Source organism: Fructobacillus sp. ESL1096 (assembly GCF_058511985.1).
Window position 1 is genome coordinate 321596 of sequence record NZ_CP196400.1, and the last position, 14547, is coordinate 336142.

The following is a 14547-nucleotide window of genomic DNA, read 5'->3' on the forward strand; positions in this document are numbered from 1 at the left end:
TCTTAAAGTTCCTCTTCCTTTTCTCGACTAGGTTTTGTGATTAAACTAATAATAATTTGCCGAAACCTGGGTGACCGGATCACTGCCAGCACAAAGACGGCACCCAGGACAATCACGGTGATGGTCACTTCTCTTGGCAACTGTAAGTGACCAAAGTAATAACCGATTGTCACCATGGTCAATGCCCAGAGGCAGGATGCCAGAACAGACATCCGAAAGTAAGTCGCAAACCGTAACTTCAAACGATGAGCAGATAGCGGGACAATGGTTCTGACAAAAGGAACAAATCGGCCCAAAATAATAAAGATTAACCAACGTTTCGGATTTAAATTAGACGAAATTTTTTCGGCAAAGTCACCGTTTACGTGGCGAGCGACCAAGGGAATTTTATCAATCTGCTTAATTACCCAAGCACCGAACCAATAATTAATTGTGTCTCCGATCATCGAGGCAGTCGCAAAAATCACCACCAACAAGGCAAATTCAACCAAAGAGTGATGGCGGCCAGCAAACCCCGCAGCCGTCATGACCAACGCATCGGCCGGAATAAACCCTGTGACAATTCCCCCAGTTTCAATCAAAATCAAAAAAAACAGAATCGACAATTCAATTACAGAAAAATTGGCATTCGCAGAACTAATATGCGTCAACCAATCCGACACAGCAGCAAAAGCTAGAACCATACAATCAGGGTACTCCTTTAGGAAAAAAGTCTGTCTGAGTATCGCTACTAGTCAACGCTTTGGGTACATGAATCCGCCCTACCAGCTAGCAAGATACTCATGAATCAGCAAATAATAGTCAGTAGAAGTTAATCCTGATATTATCTCGATAAAATTAAGGCTAGATAAAACACAGCCTACGTCTATCATACGCTATTTCCCCTGTTAAGTCTGCTTACAAAGCGTAAAAAAGCTAGAAAAATCAAGGTGCAATCAGACTAATTGTTAAGCATTCGCTCGCTAAATCATCCACTTTTTCTATTATAACAACTCTTTATAACAAAACTTATGCCAAATGAGCATAAATTTTTCAACCAAAATGTACTACAATGACGGCGAAAAGTGGCAGAACAAAACACCAGGCGGCCGACTGAAAAACGCTCTATTTGCTCACTTTTTATAGTAATTAATTTCCTTTTAAAAGCACTTTTATCAATGTTTTAAAAAGTTTCTTTTTTCACTTGACAAAACTTTGTGCAAATATTATTATGTATGTGTAAGTTGTTACAAGGAATTACTCATTGGAGGATAACAGAACATGGAAGCCTTAGTATTAACTGATAAGAAGAAGTTGGAATTGAAGGACATCGAAAAGCCTGTCTTGAAGCCAGATGAAGTTTTGATTCACACTGCCTTTGCTGGTATCTGTGGAACTGATCATGCTTTGTATGCTGGTGAACCAGGATCAGCCGATGCTGTCCCACCAATCGTTTTGGGACACGAAAACTCAGGTGTTGTTAAGGAAATCGGTTCTGCTGTTACCAACGTTAAGGTTGGCGACCGCGTTTCAGTTGACCCTAACATTTACTGTGGACAATGTAAGTTCTGCCACACTGGCCGTCCTGAATTGTGCGAAAACTTGTCAGCGATTGGTGTAACTCGTGATGGTGGTTTCGAAGAATACTTCGCAGCCCCTGCATCAGTTGTTTACCCAATCCCTGACAACGTTGACTTGAAATCAGCAGCGATTGTTGAACCAATTTCATGTGCCATCCACGGCATGAAGTTGTTGAAGCCATCACCATACCAAAAGGCTTTGGTTATTGGAGACGGGTTCATGGGCGAATTGTTCGTGCAAATCTTGCAAGCATACGGTATCCACCAAGTTGACCTGGCCGGAATCGTTGATGAAAAGTTGAAGATGAACAAGGATTTGTTCAACGTTAAGAACACATACAACACTAAGAACGGCGACAAGATCCCTGCTGGAGAATATGACGTTGTTATCGAAGCCGTTGGTATGCCACAAACACAAGAATCAGCCATCGAATCAGCTGCTCGTGGCGGTCAAGTTTTGATGTTCGGTGTTGGTGGACCTGACGCTAAGTTCGAAATGAACACTTACGAAGTCTTCCAAAAGGAATTGACTATCCAAGGTTCATTCATTAACCCTAACGCATTCGAAGACTCATTGGCATTGCTTTCATCTGGTAAGTTGAACGTTAAGCCATTGTTGTCACACGAATTGGATTACAACCAAGTTGACGATTTTGTTAACGGTCGCTTAGGCGTTGTTTCTAAGGCCGTTGTTAAAATCGGTGGTGAAGAGGCCTAAATTTTATGAATAATGCAAAGCGGACAATTTCTTGGACCGCTGCCCTCAGTTACTTTGCCTTCTCATTGGTAATTAACTCAATGGGTAACGTGCTAACAATTGTTACCAGTCAAAAAATTCATCCGTCAATTTTGGGTTCTGCCTATTGGACAGCTGCTCAAAATGGATTAAACCACTCATTGCATGGTAATAGTGCAACACTATCCATCGTGTTCTTTGTGGTCGGTATGTTAATCGCTGTTTTGAACATGGTTTTGGAGCACCGCATTGATATCAAGCGCTTCCTTGGAAACTTAGCTTTCATGGTTCCTTTCTCGGCCTTGATCTCTGTCTTTGCAAGTGCCTTTTCAAAGCTCTTGCCAGAAGCACATAGTTGGCCAATGATTGCCTTCTATATTTTCTTAAACTTCTTCGGTGTTTCCTTAATTGCGATTGCCATTTCAATTTATCAGCGGACCAACATCGTTTTGCACCCTGCTGATGATTTGATGCAGGTTCTTCGATTCAAGTACTTCAAGGGTAATGCCGGTATTGCCATGTGGGTTTCTTATATTCCACCTACCATTATTGGTGTTATCGCCTTGATTATGGTTCCTGATTTTACCAACTATGGAATTGGAACTATCTTCGCCTTCCTTTTCCAGGGAAGTATCACTGGATGGGCAGACACACGTATCTTTAGCAAGTTAAAGCACCAGGGAATCGCTATCGACTAAGATAGTCTCCCCCAATTGAAAGGACGGGTTATATGATGGCCTTTACTGATTATTTTGACGATATTCAACACGTTGGAATTCCAACAACCGACTTGGACCGCGCTGAAAAGTTCTGGACAGGCATCGGTTTTGAAAAGACCGGTGACTTTAAGGAAGGTGGCCCAGTTAAATTCTTTAAGTACGGTCACCTCGTTATTGAAACGTGGTTGTCTGATGAAGGAACCGGCAAGCCCGGTTCAATCAACCACATCTCAATGAACACTTCTAATGCTGATGCAGCCTTTGTAGCAGCAAAGGAACAGGGATTAGATTTGATTGATTCAGAAGTACAACATCTTCCCTTCTGGGATAACGGTATCAAGTTCTTTAATGTTCGCACCCCAGATGGTGTAACATTGGAATTCTGTGAAATCGTCAAGGATTAATTCATCATTCAAGAGCCTCAACTACCAAATAGTAGTTGAGGCTTTTTTGTATCTTCTATTTGCTATTGACGACAGCTGAAAGTCACCATTACTTCTATTTAAGCTTTTAAGAACCCTTCAACCCACTTTTTCTCTCACACAAGTAAAAAAGCTATACGCCCATTTCTAACTCCATATACCACGTTAATGGCTCGTTGGCTGTTGTCCATTAAAGCGCTCAACAAAAAAGTCCACTACATTTCTGTAGCAGACTTCTCAACATCATTTATTTTATGCCTCTGATTTTAATTCAGCAACATATTGATAGGCTTCTTGGCCAGCCAAACCACCATCGCCAACAGCAGTCGTGATTTGGCGCAAGTCCTTAGCACGAACGTCTCCAGCGGCAAAGATTCCTGGAACGGCGGTTGCCATCTTGTCATCCGTCTTAATCCAACCGCGGTCATCAGTAATCCCCAAATTTTCAAATACCTGAGTATTTGGCTTGAGGCCAACGTAGATGAAAATTCCACTTTGGTCAACAACCCGGTCCTCACCAGTCTGATTGTTATGAAGCTTCAGCTGCGAAACAGCCTCACTATCGCCTTCAATGGCTGTGACTTCAGTATTCCAAACAAAGTGCATGTTTTCCTGTTTCTTTGCTCGTTGCTGCAAGATTGGCTGTGCCTTTAACTTACTATCGCGAACATAAACCGTGACATCCTTAACCACATTGGCCAAGTACAGTCCTTCCTCGACAGCGGAATCACCACCACCGACAACGGCAACACTTTCACCCTTAAAGAAGGCACCATCGCAGACAGCACAGTATGAGACACCTTTGCCTTGGTATTCTTCCTCGCCGTCAACACCCAAGTGAATGTGTTCGGATCCAGTCGCAACAATCAAAGCTGGTGCTTGAAAATCGCCCATATCAGTATGGACCAATTTTTCATTTTTAGCTAAAATTTCCACACCAGTAATCATACCAAATGAGTATTCGGCGCCAAACTGTGTTGACGAAGCATACATTTTTTCGGCCAAATCAGGACCCATAATACTGTTATAACCAGGATAATTTTCAACTTCAGCAGTATTATTCATCTGCCCACCATAAATCCCCTGGTCAAGCATTACAGTCTTTAAGTCCGCCCGTGAGGCATAAGTAGCGGCAGTCATTCCGGCTGGGCCAGCACCAATGATGATGACATCATATTGCTTGACTTCTGTCATGAGAAACGGAACCTCCTTTTTTATTATGACGTCTATTGTACCTTGAATCGGTTCTTTTGTCTAATTTTAACCAACAAAAAAGAGGTATACCACCTCTTTTGTTTTTGCTAAATTTTACAACTTAGCTGCAAGTTCTTTAATATAAGCGCGGAGCTGATCCTTTGTTTGTGGATGCTTCAAGCCAAATTCAATATTAGTTTCCAAGAAACCAATCTTAGAACCAATATCATAACGGTCACCCTTGAATTCATGGGCGTAAACATGCTGACGATTATTTAATGAATCAATGGCATCCGTCAATTGAATTTCGCCACCCTTACCAGGCTTTGTTTTTTCTAATTCTTCAAAAATTTCAGGCGTCAACAAGTAGCGACCAATGATTGCCAAATCAGAAGGGGCATCTTCAGGCTGAGGCTTTTCAACGAATGACTTAACCCGGTATAGACCGTCTTCTTTTACCTTTGCGGCAGGATCAATAACACCGTATTCGGATACTTGATCATGGGGCACTTCCAAAACTGCCAAAGTTGATTCGCCAGTTTCATGATAGCGGTCAATCAGCTGCTTCGTCAATGGCACTTCATCTTGCATCAAATCGTCACCCAAAAGAACAACGAATGGTTCATCACCAATGAAGTCCTTGGCTGTTAAAATGGCATCACCCAAGCCCTTTGGATGTGATTGACGAATGAAGTACATGTTGATATCGGTTGTTTCTTCGACAACCTTCAATAATTCCAACTTGTTCTTTTCGCGCAAATTGTTTTCCAATTCTGGGTTTGAATCAAAGTGATCTTCGATTGAACGCTTGGACTTTCCATCGACGACAACAATATCTTCGATTCCAGAAGCAATGGCTTCACGAACAATATATTCAATCGTTGGTGTGTCAACAATTGGTAGCATTTCCTTAGCCAAAGCCTTTGTGGCTGGCAAGAAACGAGTTCCCAAACCAGCGGCCGGGATAATGGCTTTACGTACAGGTTTCATACTTTCCTACTTTCATTAATGACGTCAACGGCGCCGAAGTATTCCACTGCTATTATAACAAATATATGGTCAATCTTCAGCTTTTAATGGACGAGTCATCAGTAATTTAATTTGGTCTTCAATTTGAGCCTCTTCGTATAAGACCTGATACAAAGCGGTCGTAATGGGCAAATCGAGTTGATGGGTCTGTTGGTACTCATAAACCGCCTTAACAGTATTTACCCCTTCAATGACCATGCCCATCTCTTCTTGGACCTGATTTAACGACTGACCCTGGCCCATGGCAAAGCCAGCACGGTAATTGCGTGAATTGGGTGACATTCCCGTCACAATTAAATCACCAATTCCGGCTAAGCCAAGAAAAGTCTCCGGCTTAGCCCCCATTTTTTGACCAACGCTACGCATTTCAACCAAGCCACGTGTTAGAAGGGCTGCCTGAGCATTGACGCCATAGCCTAAACCAACGAGCATTCCAGAACCCAAAGCAATAATATTTTTTAATGCTCCACCTAACTCTGATCCCAATAAATCATGGTTAGTATAAGGCCGAAAATTTTCACTGGCTAATGTTTCCTGTAAAACCGCCGTAGCAGCTTCGTCAGTCCCACCAATAGAAACTGCAGTCAAATCACCCTTAATCACATCTTCAGCATGTGACGGGCCAGAAATAACAGCTAGAGATGAATAATTCTCACTCGGAACAACTTCCTCAATCATTTGCGAAATCCGTAGGTGCGTCCCCTGTTCCAAGCCCTTGGTCGCATGAGCCAAAATTACTTGCTGATCCAAATTTTGTAAAACCCCTGCTAATTGGGAACCAACAGAGCGAATCGCCTTCGTTGGTACCACCATTAAAACAACATCTGCATCCGCCACAGCGACTTGCATATCAGCAACCGCTAATAACTTCTCTGACAAAGTTGCGCCAGGTAAATAATGGTCATTTTGGTGACGTTGGTTAATTTCATCAACCTGGTCCACACGGTGTGACCAGATATTAACAACTACGTTGTTTTTCGCCATTGTATTGGCGAGGGCGGTCCCCCAGGAACCAGCGCCTAAAACAGCGACTTTAGTCATGCTTTTTTGCCTCTTCGTCTTCTTTTTCATTAACTTGCATTGCGGCATTCATCCGCTTTTCAAGTGTCTCTAAGGCATCATAGCCCATGTTCTGCGTCCGGAACTTAACAGCCGCTGCATCAATAACGGAAGCAGTATTTCGCCCTGGTGTAACTGGTACAACCATCTTTTTAATATTGACTCCTAGAATATCTAAGGTATCAGCCTCATTTCCTAACCGATCAAAATTCTCTTCGCCAATTTTACCGTTTGATAAGTGAATATTAAGCATAATTGAAGCATGGGAACGGACCGAAACCGCACCGTAGACTTGTTGAACATCAATAATACCAACACCGCGAACTTCCATCAAGTTCCGTAAAACTTCTGATGGTTGTCCAATCAAGCGCTGTTCATCCTCTTGGTGAATATCAACACGGTCATCAGCAACCAATCGCGCTTTCCCCTGTTGAATCAATTCCAAAGCGGATTCAGTTTTTCCAATTCCAGCATCACCAGTAATCAAAACCCCTAATCCGTGGACATCAATCAAAACGCCATGGACAGACTGCCGTGGCGCTAACTCGCCCCCTAGGTAGTAAGTCATGTTTGATAAAATTTGTGATGAAGTCAATCGCGTATTTAAAATTGGAATCTGAGCTTCTTCTGCTGCTTGCTTCAATTCATCCGCAATTGGCAAATCAGTCGAAACCACAAAGGCTGGCGTCTGTTTAGAGGCCATTTTTCGATAAACCATCAATAATTCGTCATGGCTCATTCGATTTGAAAAAGAAGTTTCAGTGATACCCAACAACTGCACCCGTTCAGGAGCATAGTAAGTAAAGTACCCCGTCATTTCCAAGCCTGGCCTAGAAATATCAGCAGTAGTAATCACTCGATTTAAATAATCATGACCTGCTACAATTGTTAATCGTGTGTTATCAACTAAATCTTTAACTGTTACGGTTGCTTGCGCCATTTTTTACCTCCGCACCGAAATCTTCGTTTGACCCATGAATAAGAAATTAGCTAAGGTCAACAATATTGCAACCAGCATTGCCCAACCAAAAGAGGCAAAGGCAAAACCATGAATAATATGCGCTGTTAATTCTAGCAGCACTGTATTAATAATTAATAAAAAGAATCCTAACGAAATGATGACTAATGGTAGTGAAACAAAGACCAAGATGGGCTTGATCAAGCGATTCAATAAGGCGAGTAGCACTGCTGCCACAAAAGCGGTCGTCATGTTCGCCAAAACAAAACCACTTGGGAACAGCAACGCACAGGCCAAAAAGACAGCCATGTTAATCGCCGCTTGCATGATAAAACGCATAGGCCCTCCTTTAGTAAATTTATTTCCTACCCCTATTATAACAAAGTTTCCTACCACAAAAAAAGGAACCCAAAGGGTCCCTTTTTCTATCAAATTAAATAAAGTAGTTATAACCTGGGTTCAATTCAATAATCTTACCCGTACGCTTATAAACAATCCATTCAGCGATGTCAGTCGTATAATCACCAATTCGCTTGATGTAGCCGGCAATGACCAAATAGTCCGCTGCTGAATCAACCAATTCAGAGTCTTCCTTCATGCCATTGACGGAATCAGTTCGAATCTGAGCCGCTGCATTCGACAATTGGTGGTTCTTAGTCGCGATATTTTCAGCACCCAAGGCATCGTTCTTCACGTAGTAGCCCATGACTTCTGAAACCATTGAAGCAACCAATTCACCCATTTCACCCAACTGCTTTTCAACAGCCTTCATGTGCTTCGTTCCCTTAACGCGGATAGTTGACGTAGCAATGTTTCGTGCCTGATCACCCATTCGCTCCAAAACAGAAACAGCCTTTAAAATCGTTACGATTTCACGCAAATCAGTGGTCACCGGTTGGTACAAAGCAATCATTTCAAATGACTTCTTTTCCAAAGCGGCTTCCCGTTCGTTAATCTTGTAATCATGATCAATGATCTTGTGGGCACCATCGCGATCGTGCTTAATAAAGGACTGAACAGATTCCTGAATGGTCTTGGCAACCTGTTCACCCATTTCCGTAAAAGAAGTATCCAAATCAGCTAATTCTTCATCAAATAATCGACGCATGACAAATTCCTTTCATGTAACCTGTTTCTCTCTAATAACAGTAGGGCATTTTAAAAGCAAAGATATTTTTTGAACAGCCTGAACGATGGGCTTCACCAACCAATCATCCAGTCACTTATCCAAAGCGACCAGAAATATAATCGGCAGTTTCCTTTTTCTCGGGCTCCAAGAAAATCTTACGAGTGTCCCCATATTCGACCAAGTTTCCACTAAGGAAGAAAGCCGTCTTATCAGAAATTCGTGAAGCTTGTGATAAGGAATGAGTCACAATAATCATGGCATATTGGTCACGGAGTGACAACAAGGTTTCTTCAATGTTGTGTGAAGAAACAGGATCCAAAGCCGATGTTGGTTCATCAAGCAACAACACATCTGGCTTTGTGGCCAAAACACGAGCAATTGAAACACGTTGTTGTTGTCCACCCGAAAGTCCAAGTGCTGATTTATTCAATTCATCCTTAACTTCATCCCAGATAGAGGCTGCCTTCAACGACTCCTCTACTGCCTGGTCCAAAGTCTTCTTATCCTTCACTCCAGCTAAACGTAAGCCAAAGGCCACGTTATCGTAGATAGAGAATGGAAACGGATTTGGCTGTTGGAAAACCATTCCAACGCGCTTACGCAAATCAACGGTATCCGTTGTTGGCGCATAGATATCCTTCCCAAGAAGGTTGAAAGAACCCGTCACAGTGACGTTTTCTTCCAAATCATGCATCCGGTTTAAGGCTCGCAAGTAAGTCGTTTTACCTGATCCAGAAGGTCCAATCAAGGCAGTCACACCTTTGTTGGCAAAATCCAAATCAATCCCATGTAGGGCTTCCTTGTTTCCATACCAGAGCTTGACGTTACGAGTTTGTAAGATTGTTTCGCTTTGTTTTGTCATCCAAAATTACCTGAAATATAATCGTTGGTCAATTCCACCTTAGGACGGGTAAAGATTTTACGAGTCAAATCATATTCAATTACCTTACCTTGGTGTATAAAGGCCGTGTAGTCAGAAATCCGGGCTGCTTGCTGCATGTTGTGCGTAACGATAATAATCGTGTAGTTTTTCTTCAACTCCAACAAAGTATCTTCAAACTTAGCTGAAGAAATTGGATCTAAGGCTGATGATGGCTCATCGAGCAATAAGATATCAGGCTTTAGAGCCAAGGCACGGGCAATCACCAATCGTTGGGCTTGTCCACCTGACAATGAAAGCGCTGATTTATTCAATTCATCTTTAACTTGGTCCCACAGAGCAGCTTGCTTTAGCGTTGTTTCCACAATCTCATCGAGCTGAGCCTTGGTGTACTTACCGCGACGAGTCAATGGGAAAGTAATATTATCATAAATTGACTTAGCAAAAGGATTTGGTCGTTGAAAAACCATTCCAATGTGACGACGCATTTCGTAAACATCAATATCTTTTGAGTTGATGTCCAATCCACGGTACCAAATATGACCGGTAACATTGGCCACCCCATCGTTCATTCGGTTCAACGAACGCAAAAGGGTTGACTTCCCTGATCCAGATGCTCCAATCAAAGAGGTAATCTTGTAACGTTCAAAACGCAAATCCCCTTCACTTAGAGAAAGGTTATCGCCATACCTTACTTGCAAGTTTTCAGTTGAAAGGGCAATTTCATGCTTATTATCCTCCATTGGAATAATATAGCGTTCTGGTGCCTTTTCAGGAATAAAATCTGATACTGGCTTTAATTCTTGACTCTTATCTGTCATGCTAACCTCACGATTTTGTCAACTTCTTATAAAGAAGTGTTCCCAAGCGACGTGCACTAAAGTTAAAGAGCAATACCACGATAATCAAAACCGCTGATGCTCCCGCTGACACAAGTGACAAATCCGGCATAATTCCTTCCGAATTGATTTTCCAAATGTGCACGGCTAAAGTTTCGGCTGGTCGGAATGGTGACAATGGTGATGCCAAGTTGAATGGGTTCCAGTCACCAAAGTCCAATGAAGGTGCTGATTGACCAGCTGTAAAGATCAATGCCGCAGCTTCACCAAAGACACGTCCCGCAGAAATAACAACCCCAGTCACAATCGATGGTACAGCTGCTGGCAAGATAATGTGAATGACTGTTTCAAATCGTGAAAGACCTAAAGCCGCCCCAGCTTCACGTTGCAGATTTGGAATCTGACTCAAAGACGTTTCAATAGAGCGAGTCAGGATTGGCAAATTAAAGAAGGTCAATGCGATTGCTCCAGAAATAATGGAAAAACCAAGCTTCAACTTCACAACGAAGATCAAAAAACCAAACAAACCAACAACAACAGACGGCAATGATGACATCACTTCAATTGCGGTACGAACCATCGATGTCCAAATCGTTGGCTTGGCATATTCATTCAAGTAAATAGCCGCCCCAAGAGCGATTGGGAATGAAATCAGCATGGCCAAAATCAAGAGGTAGAAGGAATTGAACAATTGAATGCCAATTCCTCCACCAGCTTCGAATGACCGAGCTTGTGCAGTTAAGAAGTGCCATGACAAATGAGGCAATCCTCGAACCAAGATAAAGGCCAGCATTGCTGCTAGCACCAACGCTACTGAACCAGCGATTGCATAAATCACGGTTGTAGCAATTTTATCAGCAGTTTTTGCGTTCATTACTTCAGTTCTCCTTTTCGACCAATCCAGCGAATCAAGAGGTTAAAGACGAGAGACATCAGAAGTAAGATCATTGCTAATGACCACAAGACGTTGTTTTGCAACGTGCCCATGACTGTGTTTCCAATTCCCATCGTCAAAACGGAGGTCAAGGTTGCTGCTGGTGACACCAGAGAACCCGGCATCTTAGCCGCATTTCCGATTACCATTTGAACAGCCAAAGCTTCACCGAAGGCACGCGCCATTCCGAAAACAATTGCTGTCAAGATTCCTGGCGTTGCTGCTCGCAAAATCACCTTGTAAATCATCTGCCAACGTGTCGCTCCAATTGCCAAGGCTGACTCACGATAATAACGAGGCACACCCTTTAAAGAATCGACCGTCATTGATGTAATGGTTGGTAAAATCATGACAAACAAGACAATCGTTCCAGACAAGATTCCAAGACCCGTTCCCCCAAAAATTGAGCGGACGGCTGGGACCACAACAGTCAAACCAATAACACCATAAACAACGGAAGGAATTCCAACCAACAATTCGATGACTGGTTGCATAATGCGCGAACCACGTTTCTTGGCAATTTCAGTCATAAAGACCGCTGTTCCAATCGCAAATGGTGTCGCAATAATAGCGGCCAGAATTGTTACCGCCAGGGAACCAGTAATAAGCGGTAATGCGCCTATTCCTGGCTGACCCGTCTTAGGGTCAACAACACTCGGATTCCAATTCGTTCCAAAGAGAAACTTACTAACTGAAACTTTATTGGTCGTAAAGGTGGCTAACCCCCGAGTGATTACAAAGCCGAAAATTAAGACAACCACCGCAGTGATTAGAATTAAGGCAAGAGCCGAAATAAACTTTCCAAATCGATCTTGCTTGGTTGACAACGAAGTTTTTTTAATTTTTTCGGTAATAAGATCCATTGTCTGCCTTACCCCTTCTGCTTAGCGGTAATGTTACCATGCAGGTCACGTTCAATCTTCATATTTGAGTTTGAAATGTAACCCAACTTTGGCACGTACGTTTTCTGTACAAAATCTGAATTAAAGAAATCCAAGAACTTAGCAACTTCACCAGTTGGCTTGCCATGCGTGTAAATGTGTTCATATGACCAGATTGGGTAAGCCCCATCTTCAACATTGGTATCGGTAGGTGCGACACCATTGATACTTGCCCGAACAACATCGTTTGACTTATAAGCAAAGGCAACGTAAGAGATAGCTCCCGGAGTGCTCTTAACAATTGACAAGACCATTCCTGATGAATCTTGTTCTTGTGCCGAGGCACTCTTTTTGCCACCCATGGCCCACTTTTCAAAAGCGGCCCGAGTTCCGGAACCAGCGGCACGGTTAACAAGCACGATTGGCATGTTCTTTCCGCCCAGTTCACTCCAATTTTTAATTTTACCGGTAAAGATATCGGTTAACTGTGCTAGTGTCAAATTTGTGACACCAGCTTGCTTATTAATGATTGGCGCAATTCCAACGATTGCGACTCGATGATCAACTAAATTCTTTGTATCAATCCCCTTCTTTTCTTCAGCGAAGAGATCTGAATTCCCGAGGGAAACAGCCCCTTGCGCTATTTGCGACAGACCCGTACCACTTCCGCCACCTTGAACGGTAATGGAGACACCAGGGTGAGAACGTTGATAGTCCTCCCCAGCGGCTTCAACCAATGGTTGCAGTGCAGTTGAGCCAACTGCAGTAATGGGTGCGGTGTTGGCTTGCTTGTCTCGGTTTTGATAGGCAATTCCCAAGATGATGGCAAGTACAACGACGACAGAGGCCACTATCCATGACCCGCGATGCGATCTTTGCATGATTCCTCTTCTCCCAACTGGGTGCAAAAGATTATCCTACAACAACAAGTGTCCATTCCAAACTAATTTAAATAATTTGTGTGAAAATAAATCATTCACTTCAGTTAAGAACAAACACATTATAACAAAAAAAAGCGTTCTACAACGCTTTTTAATATTAATTTATTATTACTATTTCTAAATAATTGGTTCGTCAGTAAGCCCGTCGTTATCGTGATTTTCTGCACTTTTGCTATCACTTTCATCAGGGCCAGCAGCAACAGCTGGTTCATCGCCAATGCCATAAGCATTCCGCACTTGTGTGTAGATATCTTCCTTCAGAGCAACGTGCTCAGGGTCATCCAAATATTCCTTGGCCTTTTCGCGACCTTGGCCAATTCGTTCCCCATTATAGGCATACCATGCACCAGCCTTATCAATAATATCTTGATCAACAGCCAAATCAAGAATTTCACCGGTTTGTGAGATTCCCTTTCCATACATGATATCCACTTCAGCAACCTTAAAGGGTGGCGCAACCTTATTTTTCACGACCTTGACCTTGGTCAAGTTACCAGTAACATCGGAACCGTCTTTAATTTGAGTTGAACGACGAACCTCTAATCGAATCGTTGAGTAGAACTTCAAAGCTCGGCCACCTGGCGTTGTTTCGGGGTTTCCAAACATTACGCCAACTTTTTCACGGATTTGGTTAATAAAGATAGCAATTGTTCCCGTCCGGTTCAACGTTCCAGCTAGCTTTCGTAAGGCTTGCGACATCAACCGTGCCTGCAAACCAACGTGGGCATCCCCCATCTCACCTTCAATTTCTACACGGGGAACCAGGGCAGCAACGGAATCGACCACGACCATGTCGACGGCGCCAGATTGAACCAAGGCATCAGCAATTTCCAATCCTTGTTCACCAGTATCTGGCTGTGACAACAGCAACTCATCCTTTTTAACACCTAAAGCTTCAGCATACTTTACGTCCAAAGCGTTTTCGGCATCAATATAGGCAGCAGTGCCACCATTTTTTTGAATTTCAGCTACTGCATGCAAAGCAATCGTCGTCTTACCTGATGATTCAGGCCCATAAACTTCAATAATTCGTCCCTTTGGGTAGCCCCCAACTCCTAAGGCAACATCCAATTTGACGGACCCAGAAGGTGAGGTCTCTACCTGCGTTAAGGCATTATCGCCCAACGTCATGATCGAACCTTTTCCAAAGTTTTTTTCAATTTTTTTTAAAGCTTCATTTAAGGCAGCCTGACGGCCATCCTTCTTGTTATCATCGCTTGTCTTTTTTGCAACCATGCTTGATACTCCTTCAATGTCTATCAACAGT

General features: G+C 42.9%; 16 protein-coding genes. 3 read left to right on the top strand and 13 right to left on the bottom strand.

From position 1 onward, the window contains the following. Window positions 1-2: 2 nt before the first annotated feature. Window positions 3-683 (bottom strand): DedA family protein, encoded by a 681-nt coding sequence (locus ACSYSR_RS01295; RefSeq protein ID WP_489816338.1) that lies wholly within the window; start codon window positions 681-683, stop codon window positions 3-5. A 577-nt stretch (window positions 684-1260) separates the two neighbouring features. Between ACSYSR_RS01295 and ACSYSR_RS01300 the strand changes: the two genes are divergently transcribed. Genes ACSYSR_RS01300 through ACSYSR_RS01310 form a run of 3 tightly spaced genes read left to right on the top strand, consistent with a single transcriptional unit; the run spans window position 1261 to window position 3418 of the window. Further along, window positions 1261-2277, top strand: a complete 1017-nt coding sequence (locus ACSYSR_RS01300) for a zinc-dependent alcohol dehydrogenase family protein (protein ID WP_252774208.1) — start codon at window positions 1261-1263, stop codon at window positions 2275-2277. A 5-nt stretch (window positions 2278-2282) separates the two neighbouring features. Continuing rightward, window positions 2283-2993, top strand: a complete 711-nt coding sequence (locus ACSYSR_RS01305; RefSeq protein WP_252774209.1) for a DUF6198 family protein — start codon at window positions 2283-2285, stop codon at window positions 2991-2993. 35 nt (window positions 2994-3028) lie between these two features. Then, window positions 3029-3418, top strand: coding sequence for a VOC family protein (locus tag ACSYSR_RS01310; protein WP_252774409.1), 390 nt, complete (start codon window positions 3029-3031; stop codon window positions 3416-3418). Between the two features lie 270 nt (window positions 3419-3688). On the opposite strand, the gene trxB is transcribed toward ACSYSR_RS01310, so the two are convergent. The 12 genes from trxB to recA form a co-directional block, all read right to left on the bottom strand. Continuing rightward, entirely contained in the window at window positions 3689-4630 is a 942-nt protein-coding gene (gene trxB, locus ACSYSR_RS01315; protein WP_252774210.1) for a thioredoxin-disulfide reductase, read from the bottom strand. Between the two features lie 114 nt (window positions 4631-4744). Continuing rightward, complete coding sequence (gene galU, locus ACSYSR_RS01320) at window positions 4745-5620, bottom strand: UTP--glucose-1-phosphate uridylyltransferase GalU (protein WP_252774211.1); 876 nt, start codon at window positions 5618-5620, stop codon at window positions 4745-4747. Between the two features lie 69 nt (window positions 5621-5689). Next, window positions 5690-6700: an NAD(P)H-dependent glycerol-3-phosphate dehydrogenase gene (locus ACSYSR_RS01325; RefSeq protein WP_489816337.1), complete on the bottom strand. Its 1011-nt coding sequence runs from the start codon at window positions 6698-6700 to the stop codon at window positions 5690-5692. Continuing rightward, window positions 6693-7658, bottom strand: a complete 966-nt coding sequence (gene hprK, locus ACSYSR_RS01330; protein WP_252774213.1) for an HPr(Ser) kinase/phosphatase — start codon at window positions 7656-7658, stop codon at window positions 6693-6695. Before hprK ends, ACSYSR_RS01325 begins: the two co-directional genes overlap by 8 nt. A 3-nt stretch (window positions 7659-7661) precedes the next feature. Continuing rightward, window positions 7662-8015 (bottom strand): phage holin family protein, encoded by a 354-nt coding sequence (locus ACSYSR_RS01335; protein ID WP_252774214.1) that lies wholly within the window; start codon window positions 8013-8015, stop codon window positions 7662-7664. Window positions 8016-8109: 94 nt separating this feature from the next. Beyond that, window positions 8110-8784: a phosphate signaling complex protein PhoU gene (gene phoU / locus ACSYSR_RS01340; RefSeq protein ID WP_047974873.1), complete on the bottom strand. Its 675-nt coding sequence runs from the start codon at window positions 8782-8784 to the stop codon at window positions 8110-8112. 115 nt (window positions 8785-8899) lie between these two features. Further along, window positions 8900-9667 carry a phosphate ABC transporter ATP-binding protein PstB gene (pstB, locus tag ACSYSR_RS01345; RefSeq protein ID WP_252774215.1) on the bottom strand — a complete coding sequence of 256 codons (768 nt, stop codon included), beginning with the start codon at window positions 9665-9667 and terminating at the stop codon, window positions 8900-8902. After that, window positions 9664-10428 carry a phosphate ABC transporter ATP-binding protein PstB gene (pstB, locus tag ACSYSR_RS01350; RefSeq protein ID WP_420842371.1) on the bottom strand — a complete coding sequence of 255 codons (765 nt, stop codon included), beginning with the start codon at window positions 10426-10428 and terminating at the stop codon, window positions 9664-9666. Before pstB (ACSYSR_RS01350) ends, pstB (ACSYSR_RS01345) begins: the two co-directional genes overlap by 4 nt. 85 nt (window positions 10429-10513) lie before the next feature. Then, window positions 10514-11398 (bottom strand): phosphate ABC transporter permease PstA, encoded by an 885-nt coding sequence (gene pstA, locus ACSYSR_RS01355; RefSeq protein WP_252774217.1) that lies wholly within the window; start codon window positions 11396-11398, stop codon window positions 10514-10516. Continuing rightward, a complete protein-coding gene (gene pstC / locus ACSYSR_RS01360; RefSeq protein ID WP_252774218.1) occupies window positions 11398-12321 on the bottom strand; it encodes a phosphate ABC transporter permease subunit PstC in 924 nt (307 codons plus the stop codon). The genes pstA and pstC overlap by 1 nt, the downstream gene beginning before the upstream one ends. Before the next feature lie 8 nt (window positions 12322-12329). Beyond that, complete coding sequence (locus tag ACSYSR_RS01365; protein WP_252774219.1) at window positions 12330-13220, bottom strand: phosphate ABC transporter substrate-binding protein PstS family protein; 891 nt, start codon at window positions 13218-13220, stop codon at window positions 12330-12332. Window positions 13221-13397: 177 nt separating this feature from the next. After that, window positions 13398-14516: a recombinase RecA gene (recA, locus tag ACSYSR_RS01370; RefSeq protein WP_252774220.1), complete on the bottom strand. Its 1119-nt coding sequence runs from the start codon at window positions 14514-14516 to the stop codon at window positions 13398-13400. Window positions 14517-14547 lie beyond the last annotated feature (31 nt).

Coding starts and splice junctions, on each gene's coding strand:
- ACSYSR_RS01295 (WP_489816338.1), bottom strand. CDS start 683: ATGGTTCTAGCTTTTGCTGCTGTGTCGGATTGGTTGACGCATATTAGT.
- ACSYSR_RS01300 (WP_252774208.1), top strand. CDS start 1,261: ATGGAAGCCTTAGTATTAACTGATAAGAAGAAGTTGGAATTGAAGGAC.
- ACSYSR_RS01305 (WP_252774209.1), top strand. CDS start 2,283: ATGAATAATGCAAAGCGGACAATTTCTTGGACCGCTGCCCTCAGTTAC.
- ACSYSR_RS01310 (WP_252774409.1), top strand. CDS start 3,029: ATGGCCTTTACTGATTATTTTGACGATATTCAACACGTTGGAATTCCA.
- trxB (WP_252774210.1), bottom strand. CDS start 4,630: ATGACAGAAGTCAAGCAATATGATGTCATCATCATTGGTGCTGGCCCA.
- galU (WP_252774211.1), bottom strand. CDS start 5,620: ATGAAACCTGTACGTAAAGCCATTATCCCGGCCGCTGGTTTGGGAACT.
- ACSYSR_RS01325 (WP_489816337.1), bottom strand. CDS start 6,700: ATGACTAAAGTCGCTGTTTTAGGCGCTGGTTCCTGGGGGACCGCCCTC.
- hprK (WP_252774213.1), bottom strand. CDS start 7,658: ATGGCGCAAGCAACCGTAACAGTTAAAGATTTAGTTGATAACACACGA.
- ACSYSR_RS01335 (WP_252774214.1), bottom strand. CDS start 8,015: ATGCGTTTTATCATGCAAGCGGCGATTAACATGGCTGTCTTTTTGGCC.
- phoU (WP_047974873.1), bottom strand. CDS start 8,784: ATGCGTCGATTATTTGATGAAGAATTAGCTGATTTGGATACTTCTTTT.
- pstB (WP_252774215.1), bottom strand. CDS start 9,667: ATGACAAAACAAAGCGAAACAATCTTACAAACTCGTAACGTCAAGCTC.
- pstB (WP_420842371.1), bottom strand. CDS start 10,428: ATGGAGGATAATAAGCATGAAATTGCCCTTTCAACTGAAAACTTGCAA.
- pstA (WP_252774217.1), bottom strand. CDS start 11,398: ATGAACGCAAAAACTGCTGATAAAATTGCTACAACCGTGATTTATGCA.
- pstC (WP_252774218.1), bottom strand. CDS start 12,321: ATGGATCTTATTACCGAAAAAATTAAAAAAACTTCGTTGTCAACCAAG.
- ACSYSR_RS01365 (WP_252774219.1), bottom strand. CDS start 13,220: ATGCAAAGATCGCATCGCGGGTCATGGATAGTGGCCTCTGTCGTCGTT.
- recA (WP_252774220.1), bottom strand. CDS start 14,516: ATGGTTGCAAAAAAGACAAGCGATGATAACAAGAAGGATGGCCGTCAG.